23 protein-coding genes are annotated in these 18383 nt (G+C 38.3%); 19 read left to right on the forward strand and 4 right to left on the reverse strand.

Annotation, left to right across the window (positions count from 1 at the left end):
• Positions 1-21 precede the first annotated feature (21 nt).
• From ABC255_RS10400 to ABC255_RS10425, 6 genes are all read left to right on the forward strand, one after another.
• The gene (locus tag ABC255_RS10400; RefSeq protein ID WP_412993279.1) at positions 22-648 is read left to right on the forward strand and encodes a TerD family protein; all 627 of its coding nucleotides are present in this window, start codon (positions 22-24) and stop codon (positions 646-648) included.
• A 60-nt stretch (positions 649-708) separates the two neighbouring features.
• Entirely contained in the window at positions 709-1287 is a 579-nt protein-coding gene (locus ABC255_RS10405) for a TerD family protein (protein WP_412993281.1), read from the forward strand.
• Between the two features lie 174 nt (positions 1288-1461).
• On the forward strand, positions 1462-2166 hold the full coding sequence (locus tag ABC255_RS10410) for an anthrax toxin lethal factor-related metalloendopeptidase (RefSeq protein WP_412993282.1): 705 nt from the start codon (positions 1462-1464) through the stop codon (positions 2164-2166).
• A gap of 75 nt (positions 2167-2241) precedes the next feature.
• Positions 2242-3036 (forward strand): thymidylate synthase, encoded by a 795-nt coding sequence (locus tag ABC255_RS10415; RefSeq protein WP_412993284.1) that lies wholly within the window; start codon positions 2242-2244, stop codon positions 3034-3036.
• Positions 3033-3533, forward strand: coding sequence for a dihydrofolate reductase (locus tag ABC255_RS10420; RefSeq protein ID WP_412993286.1), 501 nt, complete (start codon positions 3033-3035; stop codon positions 3531-3533). Before ABC255_RS10415 ends, ABC255_RS10420 begins: the two co-directional genes overlap by 4 nt.
• Positions 3534-3820: 287 nt before the next feature.
• A complete protein-coding gene (locus ABC255_RS10425) occupies positions 3821-4549 on the forward strand; it encodes a lysophospholipid acyltransferase family protein (RefSeq protein WP_412993287.1) in 729 nt (242 codons plus the stop codon).
• A gap of 34 nt (positions 4550-4583) precedes the next feature.
• Here the strand turns inward: ABC255_RS10425 and ABC255_RS10430 are convergent, their stop codons facing one another.
• Entirely contained in the window at positions 4584-4823 is a 240-nt protein-coding gene (locus ABC255_RS10430; RefSeq protein WP_335531710.1) for a hypothetical protein, read from the reverse strand.
• 307 nt (positions 4824-5130) lie between these two features.
• Here ABC255_RS10430 and ABC255_RS10435 point away from each other — a divergent pair, with 307 nt between their 5' ends.
• The 3 genes from ABC255_RS10435 to ABC255_RS10445 all read left to right on the forward strand — a co-directional run bounded on the left by ABC255_RS10435 (position 5131) and on the right by ABC255_RS10445 (position 7126).
• A complete protein-coding gene (locus ABC255_RS10435; protein WP_045524138.1) occupies positions 5131-5325 on the forward strand; it encodes a twin-arginine translocase TatA/TatE family subunit in 195 nt (64 codons plus the stop codon).
• Between the two features lie 123 nt (positions 5326-5448).
• Positions 5449-6192 (forward strand): twin-arginine translocase subunit TatC, encoded by a 744-nt coding sequence (gene tatC, locus ABC255_RS10440; RefSeq protein WP_412993289.1) that lies wholly within the window; start codon positions 5449-5451, stop codon positions 6190-6192.
• 91 nt (positions 6193-6283) lie between these two features.
• Positions 6284-7126 carry a DegV family protein gene (locus ABC255_RS10445; protein WP_412993290.1) on the forward strand — a complete coding sequence of 281 codons (843 nt, stop codon included), beginning with the start codon at positions 6284-6286 and terminating at the stop codon, positions 7124-7126.
• A gap of 27 nt (positions 7127-7153) precedes the next feature.
• On the opposite strand, the gene ABC255_RS10450 is transcribed toward ABC255_RS10445, so the two are convergent.
• Complete coding sequence (locus tag ABC255_RS10450; RefSeq protein WP_412993292.1) at positions 7154-8038, reverse strand: MBL fold metallo-hydrolase; 885 nt, start codon at positions 8036-8038, stop codon at positions 7154-7156.
• A 218-nt stretch (positions 8039-8256) separates the two neighbouring features.
• On the opposite strand from ABC255_RS10450, the gene ABC255_RS10455 reads away from it, so the two are divergent.
• From ABC255_RS10455 to ABC255_RS10480, 6 genes are all read left to right on the forward strand, one after another.
• Entirely contained in the window at positions 8257-9774 is a 1518-nt protein-coding gene (locus ABC255_RS10455) for a spore germination protein (RefSeq protein WP_412993293.1), read from the forward strand.
• Positions 9775-9786: 12 nt separating this feature from the next.
• Positions 9787-10908, forward strand: coding sequence for a GerAB/ArcD/ProY family transporter (locus ABC255_RS10460; RefSeq protein WP_412993295.1), 1122 nt, complete (start codon positions 9787-9789; stop codon positions 10906-10908).
• A complete protein-coding gene (locus ABC255_RS10465) occupies positions 10892-12052 on the forward strand; it encodes a Ger(x)C family spore germination protein (RefSeq protein ID WP_412993296.1) in 1161 nt (386 codons plus the stop codon). The genes ABC255_RS10460 and ABC255_RS10465 overlap by 17 nt, the downstream gene beginning before the upstream one ends.
• 75 nt (positions 12053-12127) lie before the next feature.
• Complete coding sequence (locus tag ABC255_RS10470) at positions 12128-12703, forward strand: SCO family protein (protein ID WP_412993297.1); 576 nt, start codon at positions 12128-12130, stop codon at positions 12701-12703.
• 107 nt (positions 12704-12810) lie between these two features.
• Complete coding sequence (locus tag ABC255_RS10475; protein ID WP_412993299.1) at positions 12811-13635, forward strand: SGNH/GDSL hydrolase family protein; 825 nt, start codon at positions 12811-12813, stop codon at positions 13633-13635.
• A 6-nt stretch (positions 13636-13641) separates the two neighbouring features.
• Positions 13642-14220 carry a YpmS family protein gene (locus ABC255_RS10480; protein WP_412993301.1) on the forward strand — a complete coding sequence of 193 codons (579 nt, stop codon included), beginning with the start codon at positions 13642-13644 and terminating at the stop codon, positions 14218-14220.
• A gap of 38 nt (positions 14221-14258) precedes the next feature.
• On the opposite strand, the gene ABC255_RS10485 is transcribed toward ABC255_RS10480, so the two are convergent.
• Positions 14259-15005: a DUF4397 domain-containing protein gene (locus ABC255_RS10485; RefSeq protein ID WP_412993303.1), complete on the reverse strand. Its 747-nt coding sequence runs from the start codon at positions 15003-15005 to the stop codon at positions 14259-14261.
• Positions 15006-15312: 307 nt separating this feature from the next.
• Between ABC255_RS10485 and rsgA the strand changes: the two genes are divergently transcribed.
• From rsgA to msrB, 3 genes are all read left to right on the forward strand, one after another.
• Positions 15313-16383, forward strand: coding sequence for a ribosome small subunit-dependent GTPase A (gene rsgA / locus ABC255_RS10490; protein ID WP_412993305.1), 1071 nt, complete (start codon positions 15313-15315; stop codon positions 16381-16383).
• A 178-nt stretch (positions 16384-16561) separates the two neighbouring features.
• Positions 16562-17053 carry a peptide-methionine (S)-S-oxide reductase MsrA gene (msrA, locus tag ABC255_RS10495; protein ID WP_412998528.1) on the forward strand — a complete coding sequence of 164 codons (492 nt, stop codon included), beginning with the start codon at positions 16562-16564 and terminating at the stop codon, positions 17051-17053.
• The gene (gene msrB, locus ABC255_RS10500; RefSeq protein WP_412993307.1) at positions 17043-17477 is read left to right on the forward strand and encodes a peptide-methionine (R)-S-oxide reductase MsrB; all 435 of its coding nucleotides are present in this window, start codon (positions 17043-17045) and stop codon (positions 17475-17477) included. The genes msrA and msrB overlap by 11 nt, the downstream gene beginning before the upstream one ends.
• A gap of 24 nt (positions 17478-17501) precedes the next feature.
• Here the strand turns inward: msrB and ABC255_RS10505 are convergent, their stop codons facing one another.
• The gene (locus tag ABC255_RS10505; protein ID WP_412998529.1) at positions 17502-18092 is read right to left on the reverse strand and encodes a DUF502 domain-containing protein; all 591 of its coding nucleotides are present in this window, start codon (positions 18090-18092) and stop codon (positions 17502-17504) included.
• A 119-nt stretch (positions 18093-18211) separates the two neighbouring features.
• On the opposite strand from ABC255_RS10505, the gene ABC255_RS10510 reads away from it, so the two are divergent.
• Positions 18212-18361 carry a YjcZ family sporulation protein gene (locus ABC255_RS10510; protein WP_335462748.1) on the forward strand — a complete coding sequence of 50 codons (150 nt, stop codon included), beginning with the start codon at positions 18212-18214 and terminating at the stop codon, positions 18359-18361.
• Positions 18362-18383: the final 22 nt, after the last annotated feature.

Below are 18383 nucleotides of genomic sequence, written 5' to 3' on the forward strand. Positions count from 1 at the left end.
AAAATTTATGAGGTGAAAGTTATGGCTATTAGCTTACAAAAAGGTCAAAGAGTAGATTTAACAAAAGGGAATCCAGGACTATCTAAAATCATGGTAGGATTGGGCTGGGACCCAGTTCAAAGCGGTAAAAGCGGAGGCGGCGGTCTCTTCGGTGGATTGTTTGGCGGTGGGGGAGCAGGCGGCGGTGCCAATGTGGACTGTGATGCTTCTGTAATTTTGCTAGGTGCCAACGATAAAATTCAAAACAACAATGACGTTATCTATTTTGGTAATTTGAAAAGCAAAGACGGCAGTGTGCAGCACTCTGGAGACAACTTAACTGGTGATGGAGACGGTGACGATGAACAAGTAATGGTAGAACTAAGCCGTGTCCCAGCAAGCGTTCAAAAGCTTGTATTTGTTGTTAATATTTATGATTGTGTAAAAAGAAAACAGCACTTCGGCATGATCCGAAATGCATTTATTCGTGTAGTAAATCCATCTAATAATCAAGAAATGATTCGTTATAATTTATCAGATGATTACAGCGGCAAAACATCATTAGTAGTTGGCGAAATCTATCGGCATAACACAGAGTGGAAGTTTGCTGCTGTTGGTACTGGTACAAATGCTGCTAGCCTAAGTGAAGTAGTGCGTTCATACAGTTAAGACTACAGGAACAAGCTATGCTTGTTCCTTCTAAAATTTAGTTCTAAAGAGGTGATCTAGGTGGGCATCAATTTATCTAAAGGACAAAGAATTGATCTTACGAAAACAAATCCTGGATTAACAAGAGCCATTATTGGTCTGGGGTGGGACACGAACCGTTATCACGGCGGCAACGACTTTGACCTCGATGCTTCCGCGTTTCTAACAGACGAAAATGGACGAGTAACGCAGGATTTGGATTTTATCTTCTATAATAATTTAGTGCATGCGTCAGGCGGAGTGGAGCATACAGGCGATAATCGCACTGGTGAGGGTGATGGGGACGACGAGCAAATAAGAATTGATTTCAGCAAGGTTCCTGCACACGTTCATCGAATTGCGATTGCTGTAACGATACATGATGCAGACTCACGAAATCAAAACTTTGGACAGGTTTCCAATGCCTTCGCCCGGTTGTTTGATGAAGAAACAAATCGTGAAATTCTCCGTTTTGATCTTGGTGAGGACTTTTCCGTAGAAACTGCCGTCGTTATATGTGAGCTTTATCGTCACAATGGTGAATGGAAATTCAACGCCATCGGAAGTGGATTTTCAGGCGGATTAGCGGCACTTTGCCGTAATTATGGACTTCAAGTATAAGTGTTTTCGGAAAGCTGCCATTTATGAGCAGCTTTTCTTTGGTTTTTTAGATATCCGCGGTAATTCCAATAACTCGGCGATGCCCCGATTTTCACCAATTAATTACCAATTATTCAGCTCATTCTATCATGTTATAATTCTAGTAAAGGTCTAATTTACTAGGAGGATGATAATATGCGTAAATGGGTTGTTTCCTCCATTATTGCTGGATTATTTTTATCAATCATTACCACCTCTCAAGCCTCATTTGACAGCATTACACTTGGTGAATACCCAAGAAACTCTGAACTCTATCAATTAATTAATAACGAATCCAATCTCGAGCAATTAAACGAAATGATTTTATTACCAAAAAGCATTTTTGATGAAAAAGCGGCTGCAGGTATTATCACTAGAATGGCAAGTTTGCCTGAGGCGCTCTTAGATAAAATCAACGATCAAGACATTACCCTTAAACTGTTTACTGGAAAATTAACAGATAACCAAACAGCTCGCTACTTAACTGGGCAAATCCCACGTGGTTACAAATCACAAACAACCTGGGATGAAGTACCTGGAATTGGCGGTTCGCAGGTGGTTTTGGTGAAAATAGGGAGCAGTGAAAAAGGGAAAGGGCATGGCTCTGTGAATTTAGAGCTGCACGAAATGGCGCATTCGATTGATAAACTAGTTTTTCAAAATGTTAGTCAAAATAAAGAATTTCAATTGATTTGGGAAGAGGAGAGAGGAATATTGTTTCCTGGGAACTCTTATTTCATCCTGCATTCCGAGGAATATTTTGCTGAAACTTTTGCTATGTACTATCTAAGTGACGAAACAAAATTACAATTAAAAGAACTAGCTCCAGAGACGTATGACTTCTTTCAAAGTCTGCACTAATGTTCTTTTTATGATAAAATTATCAGGTTTATGGTAAAATGAAAAACATGAATGTGAGACAAGGGAGTGTCAGGTTTGAAGCAATATTTAGAGCTATGCGAGCATGTTTTGAAAAATGGCCATGAAAAGGGAGACCGTACCGGAACAGGGACAATCAGTACCTTTGGCTATCAAATGAGATTTAATTTACAAGAAGGATTTCCTTTATTAACTACTAAAAAACTTCATTTAAAATCAATCATTTATGAATTGCTTTGGTTTTTAAATGGAGATACCAATGTCCGTTATTTGCAGGAAAATGGTGTGCGGATTTGGAATGAATGGGCAGATGAAAACGGCGAATTAGGACCAGTTTATGGACACCAATGGCGTTCATGGACGGGTGCTGATGGAACGACTGTAGACCAAATCAGTGAGTTGATTGATCAAATTAAGACTAATCCTAATTCACGGAGACTGATTGTAAATGCTTGGAATGTCGCAGAAATCGATAAAATGGCGTTAGCACCATGCCATTGCTTATTCCAATTTTACGTTGTTGACGGGAAATTATCTTGTCAGTTGTATCAACGTTCAGCAGATGTATTTCTTGGTGTGCCGTTCAATATTGCCTCTTACGCATTACTGACGATGATGATTGCTCAGGTTTGTGACTTGGAACCAGGTGAATTTATTCACTCATTCGGCGATGTTCATATCTATCAAAATCATATCGAGCAAGTGAAAATGCAAATGGAGCGAGATCTTCGTTCATTGCCGAAATTGAATTTAAACCCAAATGTAAAGGATATTTTCTTATTTGCCTTTGAAGATTTCACTTTAGAAGGTTATGACCCACATCCACACATTAAAGGAGCAGTCTCTGTATGATTTCTTTTATAGTAGCCATGGATGAGAACAGAGTTATTGGCAAGGATAATGAATTGCCTTGGCATTTGCCAGAGGATTTAAAATTCTTCAAACGCACGACAATGGGGCATCCGATTGCAATGGGAAGGAAAACGCATGAATCCATCGGTCGGGTCCTGCCAGGAAGAGAAAACATTGTGATTACCCGGCAGCTAGATTATAAGAGCAACAATGTAACGATCTTCTACTCGATGGAGAATTTTGTGGAATATTGCCATAATCAGGATGATGAAATCTTCGTAATTGGCGGTGCTGAAATTTTCAAAGAAACATTTCCATATGCAGACCGCTTGTACATAACACATATATACGAAGAGTTTGAGGGAGATACCTACTTCCCAGAGTTCAATGAACGCGAATGGGAGCTCATCTCCTGTGAAAAAGGAATAAAAGATGAGAAAAACCCTTATAAGTACGAATATAGAATTTATGATCGTATTGTGAAAGACAGTCATTAATGCGCTGTCTTTTTTCTATACGCTGTGTTAAAGGAAACTGTTGATTTTAGAACCTGTTGATTGGAGCGAAAGGCGCTCGACTCCTGCGGGAAGAACGAGCTGAGTGAGACCCCACAGGTCGGAACGACCGAGGAGGCTCACGGGCGAGCCCGCGGAAAGCGTAGCGCCTGTAGCGCAAATCAACAGCCTAGTTTAACACAGCCTTATTTTAAAAAAAATATCATTTAACCTAAACAATTTTTCCTCTGCTGCTTTATAATATTTTAGAACGCAAAAAGGAGGCAACAATGTTTAGGCTGATTACATGCTTTTTGTATATAAGTGGATTTTTATTTTACAGCATTCCACAGCTGGCAAGAATAAAGAAAGTAAGTCATCTACCAATCAACGAACGTGATAAAATAGCCCATGAATACCCAAAACGATTTTCGAAGACGTTTATGAAACTGACTGGCTCTGAGGTAAGTGTTGAGGGTTTGGATTTAATACCAGAAGGACCGGTTGTTTTCATTGCGAATCATGAAAGTGATTTTGATATTCCCGTTCTTCTCGGGACAATCGATAAACCATTCGGCTTTGTTTCAAAAATTGAGGTAAAAAAAGTGCCAATCCTGTCTTCATGGCTCGACGCCATTAACTGTATACTCATTGATCGTAAGAACCGTGAGCAAGCACTTAACAGCATGCAGGAAGGTGTTAAATTACTCAAAGAAGGTCATTCACTTGTTATCTTTCCTGAGGGAAGGAGAAGCATGGGAGGACCTGTCCTCCCCTTTAAAGTAGGGGGAATTCGTCTAGCGCAGGACGCAGGGGTACCAATTGTACCGATTGCGATTAAAGGTACTGCGGATGTTTTTGAGAAAAATGGACGATTAATAAAACCTGCTCAAATTAAAGTAACCATAGGTGACCCTATCAATCCTAAAATTCATTACCATAAAGACTATAAAGAATTAGCCGAAGAAGTTCGGCGAATCATTATTGATAGCCGTGAAGAAAGTAACATCGCTTCATAAAGAAAGAAGCATCGGCATTGATGCTTCTTTCTTTTTAAAAATAGGAACCATTTAATTCATAATCAGCTAATTTATCAAGCATTCCTCTAAATTCATCTGGATGGCAGAAGTCTTCCTCATGGAAATGTGCCTTCACCCATTCGATTAATTCATTAGGACTATTAAAGTATTCCCCGCTGCTATCGCTTTTGCGAATCATATACCTGCCGTTATCTTCATCGATGGTTACCTCAACTGGCAGGGCTCCATCAAAACTACTGAGTGAAAATTCCATCTTCATCACATCCATTCCATATAAGTTTCCAATAGTATATGTTTCTCTTGATGAAATTATAAATGTTAAATGACTAATTGTCAAAATATTTCTACTATTTATAATAGGAATATACATTGACTTCAGGGGTAGTTCTTGGTAAATTGTTAAGAGTAAATAGTAGAGAAATAAATGCTAATAACGACATTAGGTAATTTTTCTTAGATAATGTGAATTTAATATGAATTATTGCGTATATTTTACTCAAAACGGTATATCAATACTATAATCGTAGTAGAAAGATAATTAACTAAAGGGGATGTAAATAATGTTCTCAAATATCGGAATACCAGGATTAATCCTTATTTTAACTTTAGCCCTCATTATTTTTGGCCCAAAGAAGCTGCCTGAAATTGGTCGCGCCTTTGGACAGACATTGAAGGAATTCAAGAAATCAACTCGTGAATTAACCGATGATGTGATGAAGGATATCGATGAGGAAAAACAAAAATTGACTAAATAAGGTGTAAGATTCTTTCTTGCACCTTTTTTTCTTCAAATTATTTTTAAACTATATAAATGGTGTAAATAACATTTACTATAAGAAGATTTCATTTTCAACCATTGAAATTGGCAGGGGAATTACATGGAAGATAAAGAATTACAATTAGTTGATCATTTAGATGAATTGCGTAAACGGATTATCATTTCCGCAGTCGCATTTGTTGTTTTTTTTATTGTTGGATTCATTTATGTTACTGATATTTACAAATGGTTTGTTCGAGACCTTGATGTAAAATTAATGGTACTAGGACCAAGTGATATCATTTGGATTTACTTCATGATTGCAACTGTTATTGCTATTGCAGGTACGATCCCTGTACTAGCAAGTCAACTCTGGCTGTTTGTGAAGCCAGCACTCAAACCAATTGAGAGAAAAATTACCCTTTCCTATATTCCAGCCTTATTTATCTTATTTATTGTTGGACTTGCTTTTGGTTACTTTGTCATTTTCCCAATGGTGCTTGAGTTTTTAGTAACTATGGGAGCAGACATGTTTGTAACCAATTTCACAGCTGATCGATACTTCCGCTTTATTATGAATATGACCTTACCTTTTGGAGTGTTGTTCGAGCTTCCAGCGGTCGTTATGTTCTTAACATCATTAGGAATTATTAATCCATTTGTCTTATCGAAAATCCGTAAATATGCATACTTCGTGTTAATCTTAATTGCAATCGTCATCACTCCTCCAGATTTCATGTCGGACTTTGTAGTGACTTTACCATTACTGCTGCTATATGAAATTTCAATAAACTTATCGAAATTTGTTTACAAGAAGAGAATGAAGAAAATGCAAGAAGAAGAAGAAGAGTTTGCTAATGCATAAGCAGGGATACATGACCTTCAAGGATTGATTTCTTTGAAGGTCTTTTCTACTCAGTATTTTAAAAAAAACAACCTTCTAGGGATGTGAGTAAATGAGCAAGATTAAGATTGTCACTGATTCAACGATGGATATGACAATAGAGCAGGCAGACCAATTAGGTGTTGTAGTAGTTCCACTGTCCGTAACAATAAATGGAGAAACCTATTTAGACCGTGTAGAAATTCAGCCTGCTGAATTTCTGGAAACGATGAAAGGTCTAGAAGAATTACCGAAAAGCTCCCAGCCATCAGCTGGAACTTTCCTTGAAGTGTACGACAGACTTGGTGAAGAGGGCTATGAAGTAATTTCCATACATATGACAGGTAAAATGAGCGGAACCGTTCGTTCTGCTGAAAGTGCTGCGCAAATGACGAATACGAAGGTAACCGTTGTGGACTCAAAGTTTATTTCAATGGCACTCCAGTTCCAGGTTCAAGAAGCGGCTGAAATGGCGAAGCAGGGTAAGAGTGTTGAGGAAATACTTATCCGACTTGATCATGTCCGTGATCATTCGAAGCTTTATATAATGATTGATACATTGGAGAATATGGTGAAAGGCGGACGGATAGGGAAGGGAAAGGCATTCATTGGCTCCTTACTTAATATCAAGCCGATTGCTTCTTTAGAAGGTGCCGAATACAACCCAGTTGCAAAGGTCCGAAGTCATTCACAAGTGGTTAAATGGCTCGCCAAGCAATTTTCAGAGGATGTAAAAGGTAAAACTGTCAAACGTGTGGGCATTGTTCATGCAGAGGCACATGAGTTGGCCACAAAATTAAAAGACTCTATCATTGAATTAAATGGCTACAACAGTATTTCTGTTGATTATACAGGTCCAACAATTAGTACGCATACAGGACCAGGTACCATTGCCTTAATGTATTACTATGAATAAAATGAGGATGGGGCAGTAGCTCCATCCTTATTCGTTTACCAACTGAATCTCGTATCCTTGTACACTATACCCAAGTCTCTGCAAATGCTTACGAATACCACTTCGCTCCCATGTTTTTAGTATCATGACTTCAAGCATTTGTTTCGGATAGAAGATTCCAATATTGGTGAGTTCTTCGAAGTTCATCCCCTGACGAACATACTTTTCAATGACTTTGTCACGTTTTTCAATAATGGATAAAAATTTCCCCATCGCTTCAGTGAATTCCTGTTTGGTAAAGACACCTTTCTGATGACCTGTGATATAGGTTTCGGCGTCCAGTTCTAGCAGACGTGAACTGGAGGAAATAAATGCGTCAATATCCCCATCTGTTCCAAAGTACCAAGGTCCAAACGCTGTCATATCAAAATCACCGACGTAAACTACACCTAATTCAGGAAAGTAGGGACAGGTATATCCTATTGTGTGACCAGGTGTATGTAGAAAGTTTACCTTTACACCGCTAAAGTTGTATTCATCATATTGATAGGTACCAGAAATCTCCCCGAGGTTTTGCACCCATTCCATTGGCAGCTGCTTCCTTAATGCTTCAACACCCTCGGGACCCCATTCCTGGAAGACGCCGTTCCCTCTTGCAATTCCTTCGATTGATTGAATGGTTTCAAATTCAAGTGGATTTATCCATTTTTCTGCATCTTGTAACAAATGGTTATGCAGAGTATGATCAGGATGGTAATGGGTATTAACAACCAATTCAACCCCATATTGATCATCAAGTGCACGTAGTTCCGCCGGATCCGCTCCCGTATCAATGAGCACCTTATCTTTACTATTAATATACAAACTTCTTGAAAAGGGAACCTTACTTTTATTAGCTCCTTCAATGATCATAATGGGACCAATTTGTCTCATCCGTAACACCTCTACTTTACATTCTTTTTTTCAAAATTTTCTGTTTTTTGAATGAATACTCATTCATAATACCATATATTCCCCATTCCTTAAACCTTCTTTTTATCCTTTATGGGATGAATAATAAGCAGGATGTTGCCAAGTACAATCCTTATTTTTTGGGTAAAAATAGCTTTTTTGGTAATGCTAAAAAAAATTGAATTAAAAAGGTGTTGCCTATGTTTAAATGGTTGTCAGGAAAAAAAGCGGATGAAACACCGAAAGCTCATAGTTTAGAATTAGAAGAATTAAAAGAGCAGCTTAAAACTGAATTGAATGTTGGTTCTGACCTTGTCTTTAGGACAATGAAAAGGGACGGGGACAAACTTATATTCTGCCTGATGAACACATTAATTGATTCAACCAGGCTTGATGATATTGTAATTAAATCCATTCTAAACAATAATGACATGGAATGGACTTGTGAATCTATTGCAAAAGTCTTACCTATGATTTCTATCACTGCCGTTAATCAATTAAGTGAAGTAGTTACGGGAATAAACGAAGGAAAAGTGTATATTTACGCAGAAGGACAGCCATATGGGATCCTGGCTGATGTTAAAAAGACTCTTGAAAGAGGTCTCGAAAAAGCTGAAACGGAATCACTTGTTTATGGTCCAAAAATAGCTTTTACTGAATCACTACAGGCTAACATGAATATTTTAAGGAACAACATCAAGGATGAAGATTTATGTGCAGAAGACCTAGCTGTCGGTAAACGATCAAAAACAAAAGCAAAGCTAATCTACATTAAGGGTATTGCTGATGAAGAAACGATCCAAACATTCAGACAGAGGGTCCAGGATCTGAACCTGGATTATGTCCCTGGAACAACTGTCCTTGGTCAGTATATTGAGAGCGACAGCTGGTCCGTTTTTCCTCAGTTGATGACAACAGAGCTCCCTGATCGTGTATCGATAGCATTATATAGGGGGAAAGTGGCAGTATTATTGGACAGGAGTCCTGACTGTCTCTACGGTCCTACATCCTTTTTCGCCTTTTTCGAATCAACAGAAGATGTTTATATGCGCTGGAACATGGGGCTGTTTTTACGGATGCTGCGGCTAGTGGCTACTTTTTTCTCCGTATTACTAACGCCTGCTTATGTGGCCGTTTTAACCTATCACTATGAAGTCATCCCTTCCCCATTGCTTCTGTCTTTGGGGGAATCAAGGGCGAGAGTTCCCTTTCCACCCGTCATGGAAGCACTTTTACTCGAATTTGTAATTGAATTATTACGGGAGGCAGGCGCCCGGCTGCCGACAAAAGTGGGTCAAACAATGGGTATTGTAGGAGGTATCGTAATTGGGCAAGCAGCAGTTGAGGCAGGATTTACTAGCAATATCTTGATCATAATCATTGCATTAAGCGCTCTTGGTTCGTTTACGACACCAAGTTATTTAATGGGCACTGCGATTCGAATCATTCGGTTCCCAATCATATTGATGGCAGGATTATGGGGAGGTATTGGAATCATGCTATGCTTTTGCTATTTCATTATCCACTTACTTAAATTAGAGACTATTGGAGGACCTTATCTTACACCCGTTTACCCTATTAGATTAAAGGATATTGGCTACAGCTTTTTCAAGCTGCCGCCGCAATATCTTTCATTCCGCCCCTTAACGAATCGAACAAAAGACCAGGAGCGCTTCTCTAAAAGGAAGGCGAAACAAAAAAAGGATGTAGATGAATAGGAGCGAACAAAAATGAAAGTGAATTTACATCCAAAAGAAGGATTATTAGTCAATGCATTTATGCTTGTTTTTATCATACACTCCGTACAGGTAGGAGTAGGATTGGCCGGGCTTCCAAGAGTTGTTTATTTACAAGCAAAGCATGATGCTTGGATTTCTGTTTTCCTAGCAGGGACTATTACTTCAGTTGTTTTAATATTTATGGTCCAAATGCTTAAGCAGTATGACAGTGCAGATTTGTATGGTATTCATGTTGATGTATTTGGAAAATGGGCAGGGCATTCTTTGAATTTTATGTACATGATTTACATGACATCTACTTTTTTTATCATTTTAATGAACTATGTTGAAATTGTTCAAGTGTGGATATTCCCAACCTTGCCAACTTGGCAACTCACCCTCGTTCTAGTTTTGTTAGTTATTTATGCAGTTTATGGTGGAATAAGGGTTGTCGTTGGAGTTGCATTTTTTTCTGTTGTCGGGACTATATGGTTGGCTGCTGTTTTATTTGTACCATTGCAATTCGGTGATTTTACCCATTTGTTTCCAATTATGAATTCAAATGCAAAACAACTATTAATGGGAGCTCACAGTACAACCCTTTCCATGCTGGGTTTTGAAATCATTCTGTTTGTCTATCCATTTGTGAAAGAAAAGCAAAAGGCTATGTTCTTTGTTCAAATTGGGAATATGATTACAACGATTATGTTTACTTGTGCGACGCTTATTTCTATTGTATTCTTCGCTTCTAATAGTTTGGAAAAAACGATCTGGCCGGTTTTATCGATGTTTAAGATTGTTAGATTACCTAACTTGGAAAGGTTTGAATTTATCGCTGTTTCCTTTTGGATGCTGATTATTTTGCCGAATATGTGCTTCTATCTTTGGGCAGCTTCAAAGGGCTTTTCTAGAATCTTAGGGAAAAAACAAAAATGGGGTGTTTGGATTATTGCCATTGCTGCCTTTGGAGGTTCCTTTTTTATAAAGTCAAGGTACCAAATGAATACTGCGACGGATTTAGTGGCAAAGCTTGGTTTTTACTTTGCTTTTTGCTATCCAGTACTTCTTTCTATTATTGTCTTCATAAAAAAATGGTATAAAAGGAGGGAGAGTAAGCATGCAGAAACGTCGTAAATGGCTGAAACTGGTGATTGGAATAACTTCTTTCTTTTTACTAACAAGCTGTGGAGTCGAAACGAAGCAATTGGAAAGATTAGGTCTCATTACGGCAATAGGATTTGATTTAAAGAAAGAAAATAAAATCAAGGGGACAATTTCTGTAACAAAGTTTGATCCAATGGCCAAAGTTATGACCAACTTGATTTCTGCTGATGCTAATACCCTCCAAACTTTAAGAGCAGAGGAAAATCTTGCAACCGACCAACGACTTGAAATGGGTCAGCTTCGGTGTGTCATTTACAGTAAGGAGTTGGCTGAAAAAGGAATTATTCAGCTTGTAAATGCTCTCAATCGTGATCCGACGGTTGGGAATATGGTTTATTTAACGATTGCTGAGAAAGATGCTTTTTCCATTATTAGTATGGACGAGAAGAAAATAAAGGTGAATATAGGAACCTATTTATATAATTTAATTCGACAAAATGTGGAAAGGGAACTTCTAATCTCGCCGACACTTCATGAATTTAATCACAAATTTTTTGATTACGGACAGGATCCGGTGCTGCCAATAATCAATGTGAAGAAAGACAAGGTAGCCATTTCGGGGGTTGCTCTATTCAATGATGATAAAATGGCAGCAAAATTAAGTAATGATAAGCTCTTTTATTTGAAACTCTTAACAGATGAATATCGAACAGGATCTAAGGAATTGGAATTTGACCGCGACGAATTTAAGAATATAATCAACACGCAGGGTGGTAGGAATTTTGGAGAAATATATAACAAATTATTTATTAGTCTAGATACTTTGCGCAGTAATACAAGTATTAAATTAGTGGACAAAAAGAATCTTGGTTTTAAAGTTGAGGTAGAAATGGATTCTAGATTGCTGGAAACCACAAATTATTTAGAATTAAGCGAACCTGCTAACATGAAGTTCATAGAGAAGAAAGTAAATAAAGAAATGGAAAGTCAAATTAAAAAACTCCTGCTATTCTTCCAAAAAAATCAGGTCGACCCAGTTGGAATAGGAAACGAGTATATGGCTCATGTCAGAGGCAAGCCTATTTCTCAAAAGGAATGGAAAGAAATATATAAGAGTGTTAAATTTGATGTTCAAGTAAATAATACGATTTCGAGAACAGGAACAATGGATTAGCAAGCCGTTGTCTTTCTTCTTTAGTGAATCTTTGTTAAACTAATCACGAATAGAAAAAGGTTGCGGGGGATTAATATGAAGGTTCGGTTATCGTTTCTACTAGTAGTAATTGTGGCACTTCTATCAGCTTGTGGGCAGAAGGGGATTGAGAATCCGCTGGATTATCCAGTAAATGATTTTACTGCTGTCACACAAGACAATAAACCATTTGAAAAGAAGAATTTGGACGGAAAAATATGGGTTGCAGACTTTATTTTCACCAATTGCGCAGATGTTTGTCCGCCAATGACGGCTAATATGACCAAACTGCAAAAAATGGTTGATGAGGAAGAGTTGAAAAATGTTGAGTTTGTATCATTTAGTGTAGATCCAACTGTTGATACACCCGAAAAATTAACAGAATATGCGAAGAACTTTGGGCAGAAGGATGATAATTGGACTTTCTTGACAGGCTATTCACAGGAATTTATTGAGACATATGCAAGGGAAACCTTCAAAACCTTAGTAAAAAAGCCACAAGAAGGTGACCAGGTTATTCACCAGACTTACTTTTTCCTGGTGGGACCAGATGAAAAGGTTAAGAAGATTTACGATGGGTTCAAAGAAGTACCATATGATGAGATAATTAGTGATATAAAATCGTTACAATAGACCTTTTTCCAGGTCTATTTTTTTGGCAGTGAATAGGATATAGTACTAGCTTGTTTTGTATTATTTTTGTTCTGTTATAATATCATTAGTAAGAGGTGGTGAATCGAATGAAAAAAGTTTTCACCCTTCTCATTCTTTCGACATATTTCTTAAGTTCTTGCAGTCAATCCGATCGGTTGGAATTGCATAAAGAACGGACGGCTTCGGCTGTTGTTTATGAAGAGATTCCTGGCGATTTTGTCCCAAAGGAAATCAGAATTATCTCCGCTGGTGACTCTTTAACAGAAGGTGTAGGAGATAGTACAAATACTGGAGGATACCTGCCTTACTTAAGAACTTTGCTCGAGGAAGAAAAGGGAATTAAGGAAGTTGATTTCTATAACTTCGGTGTAAAAGGTAATCGTACCCCACAATTACTAAAAAGACTGCAGACAGAAGAGATGAAAGAAACTATTTCTACTGCTGATTTGGTAATTTTGACGATAGGCGGCAATGACATTATGAAGGTAGTCAGAGATAATATATCAAATCTACAATTGTCCGTTTTTAATAAGGAACGAGAAGTATATATTAACAATTTAATCGAAATTATGAATTCGATTATTCGGGTAAATCCGGAAGCCTATATTGTTTTGGTTGGAGTATACAATCCTTTTTCACAATGGTTTTCTGATATACAAGAGCTCGACAAAATTGTCTCAGATTGGAACGAGGCAAGCCAAAGGGTTGTTTCGAATTATTCAAATGCCTATTTTGTTGGGATTGAAGATTTATTTATTAACCCGCCAGAAAGTTTATTGCATACCGACAACTTCCATCCAAACGATAAGGGTTATGAATTGATTGCAGAGCGATTGAACGAAACGTTAGAAGAACGAACATTACCTGATCTTGTAAAAAAGGCGTATATGGTCAGTAAAAAGGAGAATTAGCTTTCTATGAAAAACAAATGGAAAACGGGATTCTTTCTTTTATTAGGGTTTATTGTCATTATTGTTATTATTCTTTTATCTTTAATCATGGTACCGGCGAATGAAAAGGGAAAGCTTCAACAAACTGTACCCGATAATAAGAATGTTACTTTCGAGGTAAAATCGAATAAGGCAGATCTCAATGTATTAATAAACCAATATATTAAAAAGGAAGCGGCCGATTCACCAATAGAATATAGTGTACAGCTTCAAGATGAAGTTGAATTGTATGGAACCTTACAATTTTTTAGTCAAGAGGTAGATTTAAAGCTTACCTTCGAACCAGAGGCATTAGATAATGGAGATTTGGTCCTGAAGCAAAAGTCAATCTCAGTTGGGAGCCTGCATTTACCGGTTGCCTATGTATTGAGATTCATCAAAGAAAATTATAAGCTGCCAAATGGTGTAGAAATTCATCCTAATGAAAAAATTGTTCATGTGAACATGCAGCAATTAGCGTTAAAAAGTGATGTCAGAATAAAGGTAAAAACATTTGATTTAATAAAAGATGATATTACTTTTACCATACTGGTACCCGTTGAATAAGGTGGCTCACATAAGTGTGAACCACCTTATTTCTTTACTTAATCTTTCAAAATCATTGCTTGAAAGGATGGTTCTCCTTTTGTAAGACCCATCAATACTATAGTATAGGTTTCATTTGGACGAAACTGCGCTTTTGGCACCGGGAGGACCACATTCTTCGTTCCAGCCTCTCTCACCTCTAAATCAACCGTCATCGGCATGATTCCTAAATAGTCTGTAACCTGTTTGTAGGAAACGTTTGGAAAGACTACATCTCGGTCTTTAACGGCAATATCCAGGGTGCCGGTATCGGATGATAAGTGCAGGAAACGTATTTTAGATTCGTTTGGCGGCACTTCCGGTTGAGTCAGGTATGGTAGCAGGCGCATTTTTTTCACTGAGTCGATGACTGCTAGTGTATAGGATTTGCCAGGCTCAACGGTAATGCTCTTGTTGAGAACACTGTCGACCGAATTTCCTGTTGGATAAATATCGATATGATATTTACCAGGCTTTAATGCTAGATAGTTGCTTGCCACTCTGAATGGGAGGCGTTTCACTTGTATTTGCCCATTAATATATATATCAACGGCGGGGGAATCAGGTGAGGTGTGAAGGAACCGGACCCTTGCTTCGGTTTGATTTTGTTGAATGTTACGCATGATCATCGCTTTATTCATATATTTTAAATGTTTCAGATAGTAGTGCATGTGCAGGTTTGGGTTAGAGTATTTAAAATTATGAGCCAGCAGATCGTACATTGCAGCTCTTTGAAGATAATCAGAATGATCTCTATGTCCAGACATACCAGTTGCTCCTTTCTTTCGTTCTTTACAAATTAATTTATTCAAGCATGTTTAGGTGGGTGTGTATATTTGGATTTTTTGTTTACAAATGGATAAAGTTGTCATATACTTAATACAAATAAGCCGGAAGGCGGGTGAAGTGTAATGTTAAATGAAAATCTGTTAATTGCCGTGAATTTCAATATCATTTGCACAGCCCGCGGATTCACCTTTTAGGGGAATTCTATACCCATTATTCCTTTGTGAATATAAACCATGGGCTGTGTTGCCTATGGTTTTTTATTTTACAATTTTTGGAGGAATATGGATGAATTTAAATACAATTGGATTGACTGAAAAAATAAATAATGACTTTCAAACATTAAAACAAAGTGAAGAGATGATTATTGGCCGGGTGTCCTTGGAACATAAGCATATGTATCGTGTATGGACGGAGCATGGCGATTTACTGTGTGAGGTTTCTGGTAAGTTTAATTTTGAAGCCTTAAGTCGTGAGGACTATCCTGCTGTAGGAGATTGGGTCATGCTCAAGCCGCGTGTGGATGAAAGAAAAGGAACTATCTATTCAGTAATGCCACGCTTTAGTAAATTTTCTCGTAAATCGGCAGGGAGAACGGCCGAAGAGCAAATAGTTGCAGCAAACATCGATACTGTTTTTCTTGTAAACTCATTAAATGACGATTTAAACTTAAGAAGAATTGAACGTTATCTGCTGCTGACATGGGAAAGTGGTGCCAATCCTGTTATTGTCTTAAGCAAGGCGGATTTATGTAACAATATTGAGGAAAAGCTTGCGGAAGTCGAAGCCATCGCATTTGGCGGTGTACCAGTTATCGCGATTAGTGCAGAGGCAAAAAGCGGAATTGAAAAGCTTGCGCCATACTTACAGCCAGGTAAAACGATTGCATTATTGGGTTCATCGGGGGTAGGGAAATCTACCTTGACTAATTTGCTGCTGGGAGACGAGAAGCAAGTGGTCAAGGAGATTCGTGAAGGGGATGACAAAGGGCGCCACACGACCACTCACCGTGAACTGATTCAGCTACCAAATGGCAGTGTGTTGATTGACACCCCAGGAATGCGAGAATTACAGCTTTGGGAAAGTGCAGATGGTTTAACAGAAACGTTTTCTGATATTGATGAATTGGGTGAAATGTGCAAATTCAGGGATTGTAAGCATAAGGATGAGCCGGGCTGTGCTGTTGTGGAGGCGATTGAAGAAGGTACATTGGCTGAAGGACGTTTAACCAGCTACAATAAGCTCCAAAAAGAACTAGCCTATATCGAAAGAAAAGCCGACAAACGAGCACAAACCGAAGAACAGAAAAAGTGGAAAAACATTACCAAACAATCGAGACAAAAAAAGAAAATCAAATAGGGAACTGCAGCCGAACCCGAGGACGTGGTTCGGCTTTTTGTACAGTTTTGGTCAGCAAATTGTATTTCTTCTTAAAGATTCGGTATACTCATAGTCATAGCAAATAAATTCCAAAGGGGTGGAAATTGTGGAGGAAACGAAACAACTGGCAACCTTTGCCGGCGGCTGTTTTTGGTGTATGGTGAAGCCATTTGATGAGCAGCCGGGCATTATTAGTGTCATATCTGGATATACCGGCGGTCATCTTGAAAATCCTACTTATGAACAGGTTTGTTCGGAGTCAACAGGTCATTATGAGGCCGTTCAGATTACCTTTAATCCAGAAATATTTCCATATGAAAAACTGCTTGAACTATTTTGGCAGCAAATAGATCCAACCGATCCAGGTGGTCAATTTTACGACCGTGGTCAGTCTTATCAAACAGCTATTTTTTATCATGATGAGAAACAGAAAGAGCTGGCTGAACAATCTAAGAAGGCATTGCAGGAGAGCGGTCGCTTTACTAAACCGATCGTAACGCCTATTCTTCCAGCGAAAACCTTCTATCCAGCAGAGGCATATCATCAGCATTACTATAAGAAAAATAAAGCGCATTATGAAGGATATCATGTAGGCTCTGGGAGAGCAGGATTTATCAAAGCACATTGGGGGGAGAAGAATGAACAATAAGGAACAATTGAAAAAAGAATTATCGCCGGTACAATATGAAGTTACTCAAAATAACGGAACAGAGCCTCCATTCCGTAACGAGTATTGGAATGAAACAAGGGAAGGTATTTACGCAGATATCGTTTCCGGAAAGCCATTATTTAGCTCTCTTGATAAATACGACGCAGGCTGCGGCTGGCCGAGTTTTACAAAGCCGATTGTAGAGGAAGAAGTAATTGAAAAGGAAGATTATAGCCATTTTATGGTTCGGACAGAAGTAAGAAGTAAAACCGCTGATTCACATTTAGGCCATGTTTTCGATGATGGTCCTGGACCAAATGGTCTTCGGTATTGCATTAATTCAGCAGCCTTACGCTTTATTCCGAAAGATAAGCTAGAGGAAGAAGGATACGGAGCTTATAAGAAACTGTTCGACGAAGATTAAAAAGCCGCAAATTCGCGGCTTTTCTTAATTTCCTTTTGCTTTTGAAGTGGAGGTCATTCCACCTGAAAGGATAAATTTCATGGCGTCTTCGGGCTTAACGTCAATGATTTCAACCTGCTCTTTTGGGATTAAAAAGGTAAATCCAGCCACTTGAAATGTTTGCGGAACGTAAACAGCCACATGATCCTTAAGCGGGCTATAGAAATCCTCTAACTGTTCGGAAGTAATAAACCCCATACTCCTCATCTCAGTTCCTGGAATAACGACAAGCGCCACCTTTGAAAAAGATTTTTTCTCTCCAAGAAACGATTGAACTGTATCTTTGATGACAGAGTAAATCGTTTTGACAACGGGAATTTTTTCCAGCCACCTATCGATTAGTCTGATAATGCTGCCAGTAATAAATTTTGTAGATAACCAGCCTAGCAGCGTGATTAATACAATCGTGGATAGTAAACCAATACCAGGAATGTAATCATCCTGTAGATAAGGTCTTAATGTGTTTCCCAACAATCCGTCTAGGAACAGAAACGTTTTGTAAATAACAAAGATTACAAGAATAATGGGCACAATCGTCAAAATACCGTTAACAAAGCTCTTCAAGAGAGTTTTCATTTTATCACCTACAATTTCATCATTGATTCTCATAATATAGGCGAATGCACAGACAGGTCAAGTACCTATTACATAAAGTAAGAGTGTTAACAGATAAAAACCTTAAGGAGTGAATAGGTATGTATGGACATGGATTTGGTGGTCAAGATTGTTGTGGATTTGGTTATGCAGCACCACAAGTAGGTGGATGTGGTTATGGATATGGCACTTTCGTATTAATCGTGGTGTTGTTTATCCTATTAATCATCATCGGCGCTAGCTGGTGTTAACCACTAAAAGACTCAGGTGAAA

Origin of the sequence: Neobacillus canaveralius, assembly GCF_047237705.1 — a bacterium.
In the GTDB taxonomy this organism is placed as follows: domain Bacteria; phylum Bacillota; class Bacilli; order Bacillales; family Cytobacillaceae; genus Neobacillus; species Neobacillus niacini_K.

What these genes read in the sequence shown, in the direction of transcription:
- tatC (WP_412993289.1), top strand. Translation starts at nt 5,449, where the DNA reads ATGGAAGATAAAGAATTACAATTAGTTGATCATTTAGATGAATTGCGT.
- msrA (WP_412998528.1), top strand. Translation starts at nt 16,562, where the DNA reads ATGGTGAAGCCATTTGATGAGCAGCCGGGCATTATTAGTGTCATATCT.
- ABC255_RS10455 (WP_412993293.1), top strand. Translation starts at nt 8,257, where the DNA reads ATGTTTAAATGGTTGTCAGGAAAAAAAGCGGATGAAACACCGAAAGCT.
- ABC255_RS10430 (WP_335531710.1), bottom strand. Translation starts at nt 4,823, where the DNA reads ATGGAATTTTCACTCAGTAGTTTTGATGGAGCCCTGCCAGTTGAGGTA.
- ABC255_RS10445 (WP_412993290.1), top strand. Translation starts at nt 6,284, where the DNA reads ATGAGCAAGATTAAGATTGTCACTGATTCAACGATGGATATGACAATA.
- ABC255_RS10400 (WP_412993279.1), top strand. Translation starts at nt 22, where the DNA reads ATGGCTATTAGCTTACAAAAAGGTCAAAGAGTAGATTTAACAAAAGGG.
- ABC255_RS10450 (WP_412993292.1), bottom strand. Translation starts at nt 8,038, where the DNA reads ATGAGACAAATTGGTCCCATTATGATCATTGAAGGAGCTAATAAAAGT.
- ABC255_RS10425 (WP_412993287.1), top strand. Translation starts at nt 3,821, where the DNA reads ATGTTTAGGCTGATTACATGCTTTTTGTATATAAGTGGATTTTTATTT.
- msrB (WP_412993307.1), top strand. Translation starts at nt 17,043, where the DNA reads ATGAACAATAAGGAACAATTGAAAAAAGAATTATCGCCGGTACAATAT.
- ABC255_RS10460 (WP_412993295.1), top strand. Translation starts at nt 9,787, where the DNA reads ATGAAAGTGAATTTACATCCAAAAGAAGGATTATTAGTCAATGCATTT.
- ABC255_RS10420 (WP_412993286.1), top strand. Translation starts at nt 3,033, where the DNA reads ATGATTTCTTTTATAGTAGCCATGGATGAGAACAGAGTTATTGGCAAG.
- ABC255_RS10410 (WP_412993282.1), top strand. Translation starts at nt 1,462, where the DNA reads ATGCGTAAATGGGTTGTTTCCTCCATTATTGCTGGATTATTTTTATCA.
- ABC255_RS10435 (WP_045524138.1), top strand. Translation starts at nt 5,131, where the DNA reads ATGTTCTCAAATATCGGAATACCAGGATTAATCCTTATTTTAACTTTA.
- ABC255_RS10505 (WP_412998529.1), bottom strand. Translation starts at nt 18,092, where the DNA reads ATGAAAACTCTCTTGAAGAGCTTTGTTAACGGTATTTTGACGATTGTG.
- rsgA (WP_412993305.1), top strand. Translation starts at nt 15,313, where the DNA reads ATGAATTTAAATACAATTGGATTGACTGAAAAAATAAATAATGACTTT.
- ABC255_RS10480 (WP_412993301.1), top strand. Translation starts at nt 13,642, where the DNA reads ATGAAAAACAAATGGAAAACGGGATTCTTTCTTTTATTAGGGTTTATT.
- ABC255_RS10485 (WP_412993303.1), bottom strand. Translation starts at nt 15,005, where the DNA reads ATGTCTGGACATAGAGATCATTCTGATTATCTTCAAAGAGCTGCAATG.
- ABC255_RS10510 (WP_335462748.1), top strand. Translation starts at nt 18,212, where the DNA reads ATGTATGGACATGGATTTGGTGGTCAAGATTGTTGTGGATTTGGTTAT.
- ABC255_RS10465 (WP_412993296.1), top strand. Translation starts at nt 10,892, where the DNA reads ATGCAGAAACGTCGTAAATGGCTGAAACTGGTGATTGGAATAACTTCT.
- ABC255_RS10470 (WP_412993297.1), top strand. Translation starts at nt 12,128, where the DNA reads ATGAAGGTTCGGTTATCGTTTCTACTAGTAGTAATTGTGGCACTTCTA.
- ABC255_RS10475 (WP_412993299.1), top strand. Translation starts at nt 12,811, where the DNA reads ATGAAAAAAGTTTTCACCCTTCTCATTCTTTCGACATATTTCTTAAGT.